General features: G+C 30.5%; 11 protein-coding genes. 10 read left to right on the top strand and 1 reads right to left on the bottom strand.

What is annotated here, in order from left to right; genetic code table 11:
• The 10 genes from pgmB (at position 1) to ACFQZW_RS12435 (ending at position 15512) form a co-directional block, all read left to right on the top strand.
• Positions 1-660 (top strand): beta-phosphoglucomutase, encoded by a 660-nt coding sequence (gene pgmB, locus ACFQZW_RS12480; protein ID WP_386783419.1) that lies wholly within the window; start codon positions 1-3, stop codon positions 658-660.
• A 112-nt stretch (positions 661-772) separates the two neighbouring features.
• Positions 773-3079, top strand: coding sequence for a glycoside hydrolase family 65 protein (locus tag ACFQZW_RS12475; protein WP_372801107.1), 2307 nt, complete (start codon positions 773-775; stop codon positions 3077-3079).
• A 16-nt stretch (positions 3080-3095) separates the two neighbouring features.
• On the top strand, positions 3096-4958 hold the full coding sequence (locus ACFQZW_RS12470; RefSeq protein WP_386783417.1) for a glycoside hydrolase family 13 protein: 1863 nt from the start codon (positions 3096-3098) through the stop codon (positions 4956-4958).
• Between the two features lie 5 nt (positions 4959-4963).
• Positions 4964-7342, top strand: coding sequence for a glycoside hydrolase family 31 protein (locus ACFQZW_RS12465; protein WP_386783415.1), 2379 nt, complete (start codon positions 4964-4966; stop codon positions 7340-7342).
• Positions 7343-7347: 5 nt separating this feature from the next.
• A complete protein-coding gene (locus ACFQZW_RS12460) occupies positions 7348-9006 on the top strand; it encodes an alpha-amylase family glycosyl hydrolase (protein WP_372800826.1) in 1659 nt (552 codons plus the stop codon).
• A 1-nt stretch (position 9007) separates the two neighbouring features.
• A complete protein-coding gene (locus ACFQZW_RS12455) occupies positions 9008-11089 on the top strand; it encodes a glycoside hydrolase family 97 protein (RefSeq protein ID WP_386783412.1) in 2082 nt (693 codons plus the stop codon).
• A gap of 2 nt (positions 11090-11091) precedes the next feature.
• Positions 11092-12453: an alpha-amylase family glycosyl hydrolase gene (locus ACFQZW_RS12450; RefSeq protein WP_372800822.1), complete on the top strand. Its 1362-nt coding sequence runs from the start codon at positions 11092-11094 to the stop codon at positions 12451-12453.
• Positions 12454-12615: 162 nt separating this feature from the next.
• Positions 12616-13602, top strand: a complete 987-nt coding sequence (gene pfkA / locus ACFQZW_RS12445; protein ID WP_298265999.1) for a 6-phosphofructokinase — start codon at positions 12616-12618, stop codon at positions 13600-13602.
• Positions 13603-13630: 28 nt separating this feature from the next.
• The gene (gap, locus tag ACFQZW_RS12440) at positions 13631-14635 is read left to right on the top strand and encodes a type I glyceraldehyde-3-phosphate dehydrogenase (RefSeq protein WP_298266001.1); all 1005 of its coding nucleotides are present in this window, start codon (positions 13631-13633) and stop codon (positions 14633-14635) included.
• A 16-nt stretch (positions 14636-14651) separates the two neighbouring features.
• A complete protein-coding gene (locus tag ACFQZW_RS12435; RefSeq protein WP_298266004.1) occupies positions 14652-15512 on the top strand; it encodes an N-acetylglucosamine kinase in 861 nt (286 codons plus the stop codon).
• Here ACFQZW_RS12435 and ACFQZW_RS12430 read toward each other — a convergent pair.
• Positions 15498-16760, bottom strand: coding sequence for a UDP-N-acetylmuramoyl-tripeptide--D-alanyl-D-alanine ligase (locus ACFQZW_RS12430; RefSeq protein WP_298266006.1), 1263 nt, complete (start codon positions 16758-16760; stop codon positions 15498-15500). The two genes, ACFQZW_RS12435 and ACFQZW_RS12430, sit on opposite strands and share 15 nt — an antisense overlap.
• Positions 16761-16764 lie beyond the last annotated feature (4 nt).

The following is a 16764-nucleotide window of genomic DNA, read 5'->3' as shown; positions in this document are numbered from 1 at the left end:
ATGAAAAAAGAAATAGCATTTATATTTGATTTAGATGGCGTAATTGTAGATACAGCAAAATATCACTTTTTAGCTTGGCATAATTTAGCAACATCTTTAGGCTTTGAGTTTACTGAAAAGCATAACGAATTATTGAAAGGAGTAAGTAGAGTTAAATCTTTAGAAATCTTATTAAATATAGGAAATATTGAATTAACAGAAGATGAAAAACAATCGATGTTGATTAAAAAAAATGAAGAGTATTTAGAGTATGTCCATCAAATGACTTCAGAAGAAATTCTCCCTGGAGTACTTCATTTATTAGATTTTTTAGATGAACATCAAATTAAATATGCCTTAGGATCAGCAAGTAAAAATGCTCCACTAATTTTAGAAAAAGTAGGTTTATTAAAAAGGTTTACAGCATTAGTTGATGGTAATGACGTGTCTAAAGCTAAACCTAATCCTGAAGTGTTTTTAATAGCTGCTCAAAAATTAAAAACTGCACCTGAAAACTGTATTGTAGTTGAAGATGCCATAGCTGGTGTAGAAGCTGCAAAACTAGCGAAAATGACATGTGTTGGTATTGGAAATCAACAAATATTAAATAAAGCCGATGTTGTATTTAAAGATATGACAGGGTTTTCTATTGAGTTTTTAAAAAAATTAATTAACAACTAAAGTTATTTCTAAATATTATTTTTTGAATAAACATCAATAGTCAATTTAAAAAAGATTAATAGAACAAATTCTAAAAATTCCGCTTTTTAAAGGAATTATAAAATGTGATAAAATGAATAAGAATTATATTATTCCTAATGAATGGTCCATTATAGAAGAAGGTTTTTGTGCTGAAAATGTTGAAGCATCAGAAAGTCTTTTTAGTATCGGAAATGGAGCCATGGGACAACGAGCAAATTTTGAAGAAGATTACTCTGGAAACACTTTTCAAGGAAGTTATATTGGTGGAATTTATTATCCTGATAAAACAAGAGTTGGATGGTGGAAAAATGGGTATCCAGAATACTTTGCAAAAGTACTGAATGCTCCAAATTGGATTGGAATTGGCATTCAAATTAACACTACAAAATTAGATTTAAACACTTGTAAAGTTTCTAATTTTAAAAGAGAGCTAAATATGAAAGAAGGCTGGCTAAGTCGTTCTTTTGTGGCAAAACTCCCAACAGGTGAACAAATTGAAGTTTGTACGAAACGATTTATTAGTATAAAGTATAACGAAGTTGGAGCAATAGCATACACAGTTAAACCTTTAAATTTTTCAGGAGAAATTAGTTTTTCGCCTTATATAGATGCAGGTATTGTAAATGAAGATGCTAATTATGATGAATTTTTCTGGGAAATTCTTCAAATTTCACCAGAAGAAAATAAAGGAGCCATTCTTTCAAAAACGTTAAAAACAGAATTTCATGTTGCTACTGCAATGGCAGTTTCATTTACGAGTAATGAAAAACCTATTGAGATTCCCCAACAAACATTAATTGAAGAAAAATCAATTACATATTCTTATACGTTGAATATCTCAGAAGGTGAAACTGCAACAATTTATAAATATGGTAGTTACGTAAGTTCATTAAACCATTCGAATGAAGAATTATTAGATGCCGCATTTAAAAACGTAACCGAAGCTAAACAAATAGGGTTTCAACAACTTTTAAATAGTCAAATTGATTCTTGGAAAAATATTTGGAAAACCGCCGATATTGTTATTGAAGGTGATGTGAAAGCGCAACAAGGAATCCGTTTTAATATTTTTCAATTAAACCAAACTTACATGGGTACCGATGCACGTCTAAATATTGGACCAAAAGGCTTTACTGGTGAAAAATATGGAGGCAGTACTTATTGGGATACAGAAGCATATTGTATTCCTTTTTATATGGCAACAAAAGATGCCAGTGTGGCCAAAAATCTATTACTTTATCGCTACAATCAATTAGATAAAGCTATTGAAAATGCCGAAAAATTAGGATTTACTAATGGAGCAGCTTTATATCCAATGGTAACTATGAATGGTGAAGAATGTCATAACGAATGGGAAATAACTTTCGAAGAAATTCATAGAAATGGAGCCATGGTTTATGGTATTTATAACTATGTAAATTATACGCAAGATTTTGAATACATTCCAAAAAATGGGTTAGAAGTAATGATAGCAATTGCTCGTTTTTGGCATCAAAGAGCTAATTTTTCCGAAGCTAAAAATAAATATGTTATTTTAGGTGTTACAGGACCTAATGAATATGAAAATAATGTAAATAATAATTTTTACACAAATTATTTAGCAAAATGGTGTATTGAATATACGGTTGATTGTTTAAATAAGGTAAAACATAATTATCCAGATGATTTTGAAAGAATTATTAACAAAACCAATTTAAAGGCAGAAGAAACCTATAAATGGTTAAAAGTAGCTGAAAATATGTATTTTCCTTTTGATGCTGAAAAAAATATTTATTTGCAGCAAGATGGTTTTTTAGATAAAGAAATTAGTTCTGTTGATAAATTACCAATCAGCGATAGACCAATTAACCAAAAATGGTCTTGGGATCGTATTTTACGCTCATGTTATATCAAGCAAGCGGATGTACTCCAAGGGATATTCTTTTTTGAAAACAAATTCTCAAAAGATGAAGTGGAACGTCACTTCGATTTTTACGAACCTTTAACTGTTCATGAATCTTCTCTATCACCTTGTGTACATTCAATATTAGCAGCTTCTATAGATCGTATGCCTAAAGCGTATGAACAATATGTAAGAACTTCTCGTTTAGATTTAGATGATTACAACCATGAAGTTCATGAAGGATGTCATATTACAAGTATGGCAGGAACTTGGATGTCTATTGTACAAGGTTTTGGAGGAATGCGTGTTTGGGATGATGGTAAGTTAACCTTTAATCCACAAATACCTAAGGAATGGAAATCGTATTCATTTACAATAAACTTTAGAGGTAGTATTATCAAAGTTTATAAAAGTCAAACAGCATGTAAGTTCTTTAATGAATCTGGTAATGAAATTAAAATGCTTGTTAATAATAATGAAATTTTAATTCCTTCAAACCAATTAGTTACAGTTTAAATTAAATTTAAAACTTATGAAAAATAGTTGTTTCCTAATACTATTATTTTTAGGATTTTCTTTATATGCTCAAAAAATAGAAAGAGTTGAGCCTCCTAATTGGTGGGTTGGGATGAATGAACCTCAATTAGAATTGCTAATTTATGGGGAGAATATTTCGAGTTATACACCATCAGTAAATCATGCAAATATTCAATTAATTGAGGTGAAAAGAACTGAAAATAAGAATTATTTATTTTTAAATTTTGATATTTCAAAAGCATCTTTAGGAAAGTTTAAAATATCCTTTTCAAAAAAAGGCAGGCGAAATAACTTTACATATGAATATGAGTTAAAAGAGAGAACAAAAAACTCAAAAAATAGAGAGGGTTTTGACAGTTCTGATGCCATATATTTAATAACTCCAGATCGTTTTGCCAATGCTGATACTTCTAATGATAAAGTAAAAGGACTTCGTGAAATAACCATCAATAGAAAAGATGATTATGCACGTCATGGAGGCGATTTAAAAGGAATTACAAATCATTTAGATTATATTCAAAAAATGGGATTTACGGCCATTTGGTCAACCCCAGTTTTAATTAATGATATGAAACAAAGCTCATATCATGGATATGCTATAACCGATTTGTATGAAGTTGATCCACGTTTTGGTACTTTGGAAGATTATATTGCTTTATCAAAAAAAGCAACTGAAAAAGGAATAAAATTAATAATGGATCAGGTAGAAAACCACATTGGAAGTGAACATTGGTGGATGAAAGATTTACCTACCAGTAATTGGGTTAATTTTCAAAAAGAATTTCTACAAGGAACTACTGTAATAACCAACCATCGAAGAACAACCAATCAAGATAGGTATGCTTCAGAGTTTGATAAAAGACTTATGAATGAAGGTTGGTTTGTTTCAGCAATGCCCGATTTAAATCAAAACAACCCATTATTAGCAAAATATCTAATTCAAAATAGTATTTGGTGGATTGAAACTTTGAATTTAGGAGGTATTCGTCAAGATACATATCCGTACCCAGATAAAGAATTTATGAGTCAATGGGCTGGGGCAATTATGTTAGAATATCCAAACTTTAGCATTGTAGGAGAAGAATGGAGCACCAACCCTTTATTGGTGGGTTATTGGCAAAAAGATGCTGAAAATAAGGACGGATATCGTTCTAACTTAACTTCAACAATGGATTTTCCAATGCAAAAAGTAATTGTTGACGGATTAAATGAAGAGGAAACTTGGGGAACTGGTTTGGTAAAAATATACGAAGGATTGGCAAACGATTTTTCATATTCAAAACCAAACACAATGATGGTTTTTCCAGACAATCATGATATGAGTCGGATTTACACACAGTTAGGAGAAGATTTTGCAAAAACTAAAATGGCAGTGGGATATTTGTTAATGTTACCTAGAATTTCTCAAATTTATTATGGAACAGAAGTACTTTTAAGTGATGCCGCAAAACCAGGTGATCACGGTTTAATTAGAACCGATTTTCCAGGAGGTTGGAAAGGTGATAAAGTAAATGCATTTACAGGAAAAAACCTCACTAAAAATCAAACCGAAATGCAATCTTTTTTGAAAAAGGTATTAAACTATAGAAAAAATAGCGAGGCCATTCATAGTGGAAAAACAGTTCATTTTGGACCTGAAAATGGTGTATATGTGTTATTTAGAGTTAAAAAAGATGAAACTGTAGTGGTTATTTTAAATAAAAATGAAACTCCTGTTGAATTAAATTTAGAGAGATTTAAAGAAATAGGTTTACAAGGAAAGACAATACAAAATATTGTTTCAGAAAAAATTAACACTTGGCAAAAAACTTTGAAGCTAAACTCAAAAGGTATTACAATTTTAACTACTAAAATGTAACTTAAATGAAGTTAATTAAATTAAACATACTAGTATTTTTATTACTTCAATGTTGGTGTGTAAGTGCGCAAAACTCAACAAGGGTTTTTATAAAACTAGAAAAGTTAGGTTCAGAAATTAAAATTTCAACAACTGATGGTTTTTATTTGATTAAACCTTATTCAAATAAAATTATTGAAACCTCTTTTATACCAAAAGGAGAAGAGTTTTTACCTAATTCACATGCGGTAGTTTTAAAACCTTCAAATGTAACATTTAAAGTAACTTCTAATAAAAATTTAATAAAAATCTCTACTAAAAGGATAGCTGTTGAAATTGTAAAATCACCTTTTCAAATTTCATATTCTTATAAAAATAAGCCTCTAATTTCTGAACGGAAAGGGTTCCTTAATAGTAAAGAGTTTCAAACGTTAGATTTTAATTTAACAACTGATGAAGTTTTGTACGGAGGTGGTGCACGTGCTTTAGGAATGAATAGAAGAGGATATAGATTGCAATTATACAATAGGGCGCATTACGGTTATGAAACGCATTCTGAATTAATGAACTATACTATGCCTTTAGTGTTTTCTTCCAATTTATATGCTATTCATTTTGACAATGCTCCTATTGGTTACCTTGACTTAGATAGTAATAAAGACAATTCGTTAAAGTATGAAACTATTTCAGGAAGAAAAACCTATCAAGTTATTGCAGGAAATTCTTGGGAAGATTTAATTGAACAATATACTATATTAACAGGAAAACAGCCTTTAATTCCACGTTGGGCTTTAGGAAATTTTTCTAGCAGATTTGGCTATCATTCTCAAAATGAAGTCGCTACCACTATTGATAAGTTCAGAGAAGAAAAAATTCCAGTGGATGCTGTTATTTTAGACTTATATTGGTTTGGAAAAGACATTAAAGGAACTATGGGGAATTTCGAATTTTATAAAGATTCGTTTCCCAATCCTAAAAGGATGATAGCCGACTTAAAACAAAAAGGAGTTAAGACGATATTAATAACAGAACCTTTTATTTTAACAACTTCCAATAAATGGAAAGAAGCTGTTGAAAAGGATATTTTAGGAAAAACTAACGAAGGAAAACCATATACCTACGATTTTTATTTTGGTAACACTGGAATTATAGATATTTTTAAACCTGAAGGGAAACAATGGTTTTGGAATATTTATAAAAAGTTTACCAATTATGGTGTTGCAGGTTGGTGGGGAGATTTAGGTGAACCTGAAGTTCATCCTTCAGATTTATTGCATGCAACAGGAACTGCTGATGAGGTTCATAATATTTATGGTCATAATTGGGCTAAATTAGTTTATGAGGGTTATCAAAATGAATTTCCTAATCAACGACCATTTATTTTAATGCGAGCAGGTTATTCAGGTTCTCAAGGCTATGGATTAATACCTTGGTCTGGTGATGTAAACAGATCTTGGGGAGGCTTGCAGTCTCAAGTAGAAATTGCATTGCAAATGGGAATGCAAGGCTTGAGTTATATGCATTCTGATTTAGGTGGATTTGCGGGTGATAATTTAGATGATGAATTGTATACTAGATGGTTGCAATACGGTGTTTTTCAACCTATTTATCGCCCACATGCACAAGAAGCAGTTCCTTCAGAGCCAGTATTTAGAGAGTCTGAAACTAAAGCTTTAGCCAAAAAGTCTATAGAGTTGCGTTATAGCTTATTACCTTATAATTATACACTAGCTTTTGAAAACAATCAAAAGGGACTGCCTTTAATGCGACCATTATTTTTTGAGAAATCAAATGATAAAAGTTTCTTAATAAATGATAAAACGTATTTGTGGGGAAATGATTTTTTGATTAGCCCTGTAATGAAACCTAGTTTAAAAGAACAAGAAGTGTACTTTCCTTCTAATTCAAATTGGTTTAATTTTTATACAGAAGAGAAGATTAAGGGGGGACAGACTAAAATAGTTTCATTAAATAAAGAAAGTATTCCAACCTATGTCCGTGGTGGAGCTTTTATTCCAATTATTAAACCAATTCAAAACACAACACAATATAACTTAAACTCTTTTAATTTGCATTTTTATTTTGATGAAGAAGTAATAAAAAGTGAAAGTAACTTGTATAATGATAATGGTGAAACACCAAATGCTTATGAAAAAGAAATGTATGAGATGTTTCATTTCAAAAGCAACTATAAAAAAGGCAATTTAACAATCAAAATTAAACAAGAAAGAGGCGTTAATTATCAATTTACAAAGAAAAAAATAACTTTGATTGTACATCATGTTTCCAAAAAACCAAAAAAAGTTAAGGGGTATAATTTTACTTGGAACGCTGAAAATAAAATATTGTTTATTCCCATTGAAATAACTAATTCTTCAAATAAAATAATTCAAATAAAACTCTAATTAAAATGCAAAAATATATACTTTATTTCATTTTATTAATTTCATTTATAAGTTGTAAAAACAGTACTCAACAAGTTGTTAAAGCGGTTGAAACTCCATTCATTTGGGAAAACGTGACTATGTATTTTTTGTTAACCGATAGGTTTTTTAATGGAGATACTAACAACGATGTTAATTTTAACAGAACCCAAAAAGCAGGAAAATTAAGAGGATTTGAAGGAGGTGATATCAAAGGTATTATAAAAAAAATTGAAGCGGGATATTTTACAAACTTAGGTGTAAATGCTATTTGGCTTTCACCAGTTTATGAACAAATTCATGGAGCCACAGATGAAGGTACCGGTTTAACATATGCATATCATGGGTATTGGACAAAAGATTGGACTTCTTTAGAACCTAATTTTGGAACAAAAGAAGATTTAAAAAAGCTTGTTGAAATTGCTCATGCACATGGAATCAGAATTGTTTTAGATGCTGTAATTAATCATACAGGTCCTGTTACCGAAGTAGATACTGTTTGGCCTAAAAATTGGGTGAGAACTTCCCCTCAATGTACCTATCAAGGATATGAATCTACTGTAAAATGCACTTTGGTTGAAAATTTACCAGATATAAAAACGGAAAATAATACAGATGTTAACTTACCACCACATTTAATTGAAAAATGGAAAAAAGAGGGTAGATATGAACAAGAAATGGCAGAATTAGAAGTCTTTTTTAAACAAACAGGCTACCCAAGAGCTCCAAAATATTATATAATGAAATGGTTGGCTGATTATATAACAGATTATGGAATTGATGGTTATAGAGCCGATACGGTTAAGCATACCGAAGAAGATGTTTGGCAAGATTTTAAAAAAGTTTGTGATAATGCTTTTGAAAATTATAAAATTAACAATCCAGATAAAATATTGGATAATAATAATTTTTACTTAGTTGCTGAAGTCTATAATTATGGAATAAGCGGAGGCAGATATTTTGATTTTGGAGATAAAAAAGTGGATTATTTTAACAAGGCGTTTCAAAGTTCTATCAATTTTGAATTTAAGTGGAATGCTGCTCAAGATACCTATGAAGAAATTTTTTCAAGATATTCTTCAATATTAAATAATGAACTAAAAGGCTATGGAGTTTTAAATTATATTAGTTCACATGACGATGGTTCTCCTTATGATGCTAAAAGAGAACAACCTTTAGAGTCTGCCACAAAATTATTATTAAGTCCTGGAGGAGCTCAAATTTATTATGGAGATGAAACTGCTCGTTCTTTAATTATTGAAGAAACAGTAGGAGATGCTACTTTGCGATCTAATATGAATTGGAATGACATTTCAACCAACAAAAAAACAAAAGAAATTTTAGCTCATTGGCAAAAATTAGGAAAATTTAGAAGTAAACATCCTAGTATTGGTGCAGGAATTCATAAAATGATTTCTGAACAACCGTATGTTTTTAAAAGAACGTATTCTGAAAATAATTTTAATGATAGTGTGGTTGTAGGGATTGATTTGCAAGTAGGTAAGAAAGAATTATTTGTTGAAGATACTTTTGCTAACGGAACAAAACTGATAGATTTTTATTCAAATACTGAAGTGGAAGTAAAAAATAATAAAGTAACACTAATCACACCATATACAATGGTATTACTTGAAAAGAAAATTTAAGATGAAATATATAAAAATAAGCATACTATGCTTTTGTGCATTGTTTTTATCATGTACAGGTAAACAAAAAAATAACATACTAGTTTCTTCCCCAAATAAATTAATTAAGGTTGAATTTAAATTATTAGAAAATGGAGAGCCAGCTTATTGGGTAACTTATAAAAATGAAGAGGTAATAAAGAAGTCAACCTTAGGATTTGATTTAAAAGATAACCCTCCGTTTAAAACAGATTTTAAAATTATAAGGTCAAACATTCGTAGCTTTAATGAAACTTGGGAAATGCCTTGGGGGGAGCAAAAAGAGGTTGAAAATAAATATAATGAACTTAAAGTAGAACTTCAAGAAACTTCAGAGTTAAATAGAAAATTAAACATTGTTTTTAGAATATATGATGATGGGGTAGGCTTTAGATACGAATTTCCCAAACAAAAAAAATTAGAAGAAGTCTTTATTACTGAAGAAAATACAGCGTTTAACTTAACAGGAAATCATAAAGTTTGGTGGATTCCTGGAGATTGGGATATTTATGAACACTTATATAATACGACTAACTTTTCTGAAATTAATGCTAAAGGCAAAGCAGAACATCCCAATTTAGCGCAAACTTATATTCCAGAAAATGCGGTAAACACTCCGGTAACCATGAAAACGGATAAAGGTTTATATGTAAGTTTTCATGAAGCTGCTTTAGTAGATTATTCAGGGATGACCTTAAAAGTTGATACTGTAAATTATAAGATGAAAAGTGTTTTAGTAGGTTCTGAAAATGTTGATTATAAAGTGAAGAGAACTGTACCTTTTAAAACGCCTTGGAGAACAATCCAAATAAATGATACAGCAGGTGATTTAATAGAGTCAAAACTTATAGTTAACTTAAATGAACCTAATAAATTAAGCGATATCTCTTGGTTCAAGCCAACTAAGTATACTGGTATATGGTGGGAAATGCACTTAGGGAAATCATCTTGGGATATGGCCTCTGGAAAACATGGAGCAACAACAGAAAATACCAAAGCTTATATTGATTTTTCTTCAAAAAACAACATTGGAGCTGTGTTGGTTGAAGGATGGAATACAGGTTGGGAACATTGGATTGGTTTTGAAGACCGTGAAGGTGTTTTTGATTTTGTAACACCGTATTCAGATTATAATTTGCAAGAAGTTGTTCGTTATGGAAAAGAAAAAGGGGTAGAAATAATGATGCATCATGAAACTTCTGCTGCAACACAAACCTACGAAAAACAACAAGACACTGCTTATGCTTTAATGCAAAATTTAGGAATTCATACTGTAAAAACTGGTTATGTTGGAAAAATTTTACCAAAAGGAGAATATCATCATGGACAATATATGGTGAATCAGTACAACAATGCAATAATCAAAGCTGCGAAGTATCAAGTTGCAATAAACGCACATGAACCAATTAAAGCAACTGGTTTACGCAGAACGTATCCAAATACTATTTCTAGAGAAGGATTACGAGGACAGGAGTTTAACGCTTGGGCAAGTGATGGAGGTAATCCTCCAGAGCATTTAACAATTGTAGCATTTACACGTATGTTGGCTGGGCCAATAGACTATACTCCAGGAATTTTTGATATTAAGTTCAATAAATGGAAAAAAGAGAATCAGGTAAATACAACCATAGCACAGCAATTAGCATTGTATGTAGTTATTTATAGTCCAGTGCAAATGGCTGCCGATTTAATTGAAAATTATGAAGGAAATCCAGCATTTCAATTCATTAAAGATGTTGGTGTAGATTGGCAACAAACAAAAGTGATAAATGGTGAAATTGGAGAATTTGTTACTATTGCTAGAAAAGAAAGAAATTCTGAAAATTGGTTTGTAGGTGGAATTACAGATGAAAATTCAAGGGGTATGACTATAGATTTTAATTTTTTAAGTCCGAATATTACTTATATAGCAACAATTTATAAAGACGGTGAACAAGCACATTGGAATAATAATCCAACCGATATAATAATTCAAAATAAAGAAATTACAAATCAATCTAAACTAAATTTAAAATTAGCTGAAGGAGGTGGGTTTGCAATTAGTTTAAAACCAAAAAAACAATAATAATGAGAACAACACTTTTAATAATTGCATTAGCAATGTTTGTTTCTTGTAAACCAGAAACAAAAAAAGAGCAAAAAACAGAAAATAATAACGAAGTACTTCAACCTATTTCAGATAGTGATTTAGAAACAGCTATTATTTATGAAGCCAATATCCGTCAATATTCTCCTGAAGGTACGTTCAATGAGTTTACAAAAGACATTCCTAAATTAAAGGAATTAGGAGTTAAAATTATTTGGTTAATGCCTATTTATCCAATTTCTACTACAAAGAGTAAAGGTACTTTAGGAAGTTATTATGCAATTTCAGATTATACTAAAGTAAATCCTGAATTTGGAGAGATTACTGATGTAGAAAATTTAATTAAAACTGCTCACAAAAATGGAATGTATGTAATTTTAGATTGGGTTGCAAACCATACAGGATGGGATCACGTTTGGTTAAAAGAACATCCTGAATATTATACTAAAAATGAAAAGGGTGAAATTACACATACGGTTGGGACTGATTGGACAGATGTTGCAGATTTAAATTATGATAATTTAGAAATGAGAGCAGAAATGCTGAAAGATATGAAATACTGGGTGGAAGAGCTTGATGTTGATGGGTTTAGGTGTGATGTTGCTGGAATGGTTCCTGTTGATTTTTGGGAACATACGGTTGCTGAATTAAAAAAAGTAAAACCAATATTTATGTTGGCAGAAGCTTGGGAGCCTAATTTAATGGAAAATGCTTTTGATATGGCGTATGGTTGGGATACACATCATAAAATGAACCATATAGCTCAAGGAAAAGAGAATGTAAAAAATTGGGATGATAGGATGATTCAAATAGACACCATGTATCAATCTGATGATATCTTGATGAATTTTATAACTAACCATGATGAAAACTCCTGGAATGGTACGGTTAAAGAACGTTTGGGAGCAGCATCAGAAGTTATGTTAGCATTAGCTTATTGTGCGCCAGGAATGCCTCTAATTTATAGTGGACAAGAGTATGATATGGATAAAAGATTGTTGTTCTTTGAAAAAGATACGATTATTAAAACTAAAGGAAAAGTTTGGCCACTAATGCAAAAGTTAGCTGAATTAAAACTTAGTAATCAAGCATTGCATGGAGGTAAAAATGCAGCTTCATATACTAAAATTAAAACTTCAAGTCCTGAGGATATTTTAATTTTTTCACGACAAAAAGGTCAAGATAAAATTACTTTTATGGCTAATTTATCAAAAATGGAGGTGGCTTTTACAACGGAAAAAGAAGGGGTCTCTGTAGATTATTTTACTAATGAAAAAGTGACTTTTTCAAAAGATAAAACTCAAACTTTAAAAGCATGGGAATATAAAATTTTAATTGATTAAAATGAATGTAAAATTCTGATAAATAGTTAATTACAATTTTAAAAAGGAAGTTATTTTACTTCCTTTTTTTAGCGATTACTACGAAATCGTTTTAGTGAATATTAGTCCTTTTAGTAGGAAAAAAAACCATTTAAAAGTAACTTTGAACTATAATTTTAACTAATGAATGAACCAATAAAAAAGATCGCAGTTTTAACATCAGGAGGAGACGCTCCGGGGATGAATGCAGCAATTAGAGCCGTTGTTAGAGCCTGTACTTATTATAGAATTGAATGTGTAGGTGTTTATAGAGGATATCAAGGACTGATTGAAGGTGATTTTAAAACGCTTTCAGCACGCCATGTAAGTAATATAATTAATAAAGGAGGAACTATTTTAAAATCAGCAAGATCTCAAGAATTTAAAACAACTGAAGGAAGAGCTAAGGCTTTTCAAAATTTAAAAGAAGCTGGTATAGGAGCAATAGTTCTTATTGGAGGAGATGGAACTTTTACAGGAGGATTAAAATTTATCGAAGAATATAATTTTCCAGTAGTTGGAATTCCAGGTACAATTGATAATGATATTTACGGAACAGATAACACTATTGGCTACGATACAGCTTTAAATACAGTTGTAGAAGTTATAGATAAAATTAGAGATACTGCAAGTTCTCATAACAGATTGTTCTTTATTGAAGTTATGGGAAGAGATGCTGGTTTTATTGCATTAAACTCTGGAATTGGAGCTGGAGCGGAAGAAATATTAATTCCTGAAAAGAATTTAGGACTAGAACGTTTGGTAGACTCTCTTAAGAAAAGTAAAGATAAAGGAAAAACATCAAGTATTGTGGTGGTTTCTGAAGGAGATAAAATTGGTAAAAATGTTTTTGAATTAGCCGATTATATCAATGATAATTTTCCTCATTATGATATAAGAGTATCGGTTTTAGGACATATGCAAAGAGGTGGTTCTCCAAGTTGTTTTGATAGAGTATTGGCTAGTAGATTAGGAGTTGCAGCAGTAGAAGCTTTACTAGATAGATCTACAGGAGTAATGGTTGGTATTACTAATAATGAAGTGTCAACAGTTGGCTTGAATAAAGCCATTAAAATGAACCACGATATTAACGAAGAATTACTAAAAGTAGCTGAAATAACTTCAGTATAGATTGAATAATAAATAAAAATAATAAGAAATGTCAACAGTAAAAATAGGGATTAACGGTTTTGGAAGAATAGGACGTATTGCTTTTAGAGTAGCAATGAGCAGACCAAACGTTGAAGTAGTAGGGATTAATGATTTATTAGATGTAAATCATTTAGCATATTTATTAAAATATGATTCTGTTCACGGAAAATTTAATGGAACAGTAGAAGTAAGTAATGGGAATTTAGTAGTAAATGGTAAAGAAATTAGAGTTACTGCTGAACGTAATCCAGAAGATTTAAAATGGGATGCAATTGGAGCAGAAATCGTTTTAGATTGCACAGGTATTTTCACAAGCTTAGAAGGTGCGCAAAAACACATTACAGCAGGTGCCAAAAAAGTAGCAATCTCAGCTCCTTCAGCTGATGCTCCAATGTTTGTAATGGGTGTTAACCATAAAGAAATTACAGCTGATAATACAATTGTATCTAACGCATCTTGTACTACAAACTGTTTGGCTCCATTAGCAAAAGTAATTAATGATAACTTTGGAATTGTTGAAGGTTTAATGACCACAGTTCACGCTACTACAGCTACACAATTAACCGTAGATGGACCTTCAAGAAAAGACTGGAGAGGTGGTAGAAGTGCTTTAACAAATATCATTCCTTCATCAACTGGTGCAGCTAAAGCTGTAGGTAAAGTAATTCCAGAATTAAACGGAAAATTAACAGGAATGTCCTTCAGAATTCCAACCGCCGATGTATCAGTTGTAGATTTAACTGTTAGAACAGAAAAACCAGCCACTTTTGAAGAGGTAAAAGCTGCTTTAAAAGCTGCTTCTGAGAATGATTTAGCAGGTGTTTTAGGATATACTGATGAAGCTGTAGTATCTCAAGATTTTGTATCAGAACCAAGAACCAGTGTTTTTGATGCTGAAGCAAGTATTGCTTTAAATGATAATTTCTTTAAATTAGTATCTTGGTACGATAACGAATTTGGGTATTCAACTAAATTAGTAGATTTAGCAGAATATATTTATTCAGTTAAATAATTTAAAATATAGAAAAATGATTCTAATAGCAGATGGAGGTTCTACCAAAGCAGACTGGATTTTACTTGATAAAGAAGGAAATCAAGTGCTTAAAACTAGAACAAAAGGATTGAATCCTGCGGTTTTCAGTGAAGATTTATTAATTACTAGAATTAATGAAAATGAAGATTTAGTTAATTATAAAGATAAAATTACCAATGTTTATTTTTATGGAGCTGGTTGTGGAACACCAAAACCAACGGCACTTTTGAAAGCTATATTTGAATCATTTTTCAAAAATGCAGAAGTTGATGTAAAAGAAGATACTTATGCAGCAACTTTTGCAGTTACAAATGAACCAGGATTGGTTTGTATTTTAGGGACAGGATCTAATAGTAGTTATTTTGATGGCGAAAATGTAGATTGTAGAATTCCTTCTTTAGGATATGTGGTTATGGATGAAGCAAGTGGTAATTATTTTGGTAAAAAATTGATTAGAGACTACTTTTACCATAAAATGCCGAGTGATTTAGCCAAAAAGTTTGAAAAGGACTTTAATTTAGATGCTGATACCATTAAAAGAAATATCTATAAAGAGCCAAACCCAAATACCTATTTAGCGCATTTTGCAGAGTTTATGTTGAGAAGTGAAAGAAACTGTTATTTCAATAAAGTACTTCATAAAGGAATGAAAGACTTTTTTAAAAATAGAATTTTACCTTTCCCTGAATCTAAACATGTACCCGTACATTTTGTAGGATCTATAGCATATTTTGCTCAAGATATTATAAAAGATGTGGCAAGGTATCATATGATAAAGCTTGGAAATATAATACAAAGACCCATTGATGGTTTAATTGAATATCATAGAAAAAAACTAAAATTAGAACAAGTCTAATACTCGTTCTAAAGCCATACCTCTGGATCCTTTAATAAGGATTGTAGAGTTATTATAATTTAAATAATTGATTGAACATTTGAAAGCGTCAAAGCTTTCATAAACAAAGGCATTTTTTACAGTTGTTGTAGAAAATGCCTTTCCTATTAAATGAATTTCTGAAAAGTTATATGAACTAGCCAATTCTGCTATTTTTTGATGTTCTACCCAACTTGTTTCACCCAGCTCAAACATATCTCCAAGAATTACAATTTTTTTGTTGCTAGTTGTAATTTGATTAAAGTTTTCTAAGGCAGCAGTCATACTACTAGGATTTGCATTGTAAGCATCTAAAATTATTTTAGTAGTATTTTTTTCTATAATTTGAGATCGATTATTTGTTGGTAAATAATTTTCAATAGCATTTTTAATTTCTTTAGTGGTTACCTTAAAATGATTTCCAATTGCTATTGCAGCAGCAATATTGTAATAATTATAACTCCCTATCAAATTGCTTTCAATAATAAGTTTTTTAAATTTAACTTTAACAAAAGGCAATGCATTTATAAATTGAATCATAGCCTTATTGAATTCAATTAAATGTAGGCCAACAGATTGTTTAACTTGAATTTTATCATCAGTGTTTACAAATGCTGTTCCGTTGGTTTTCTTTAAAAAATTATAGAGTTCAGATTTTCCTTTAATAACACCTTCAAGACTTCCAAATCCTTCTAAATGCGCTTTTCCAAAGTTGGTAATATAACCATAGTTTGGTTCTGCTATTTTACATAAAAACTCGATTTCATTTATATGGTTTGCACCCATTTCAACAATTCCAATTTCCGTTTCAGGTGTCATTTTTAAAAGTGTAAGAGGCACACCAATATGATTGTTTAAATTTCCTAAAGTTGCAGTTGTTTTATATTTTTTTGATAATACTGAATTTATAAGCTCTTTAGTGGTGGTTTTTCCATTGCTTCCTGTTAATGATAGTATAGGAATGTTAAGCTGCTTTCTGTGAAAATTAGCTAATTCTTGTAATGTTTTTAAGGTGTTTTTAACCAATATAGTATTCGGAGAGTTATTATATTCTGATTCATCAACAATAGCGTAAGAAGCTCCACTTTTAATGGCTTGAAGAGCAAATTTATTTCCATTAAAATTTTCTCCTTTTAAGGCAAAATAGATGCTACCTTTTCTTATTTTTCTCGAGTCAGTGTCCACTAAATAGTTTTCACTATATAACTTATATAATTGTTCAATATTCATAATT

The organism is Lutibacter aestuarii (assembly GCF_042676885.1).
In the GTDB taxonomy this organism is placed as follows: domain Bacteria; phylum Bacteroidota; class Bacteroidia; order Flavobacteriales; family Flavobacteriaceae; genus Lutibacter; species Lutibacter aestuarii.
The sequence above is the reverse complement of the archived record's forward strand: the minus strand, read 5'-3'. Positions and strand labels throughout refer to the sequence as shown.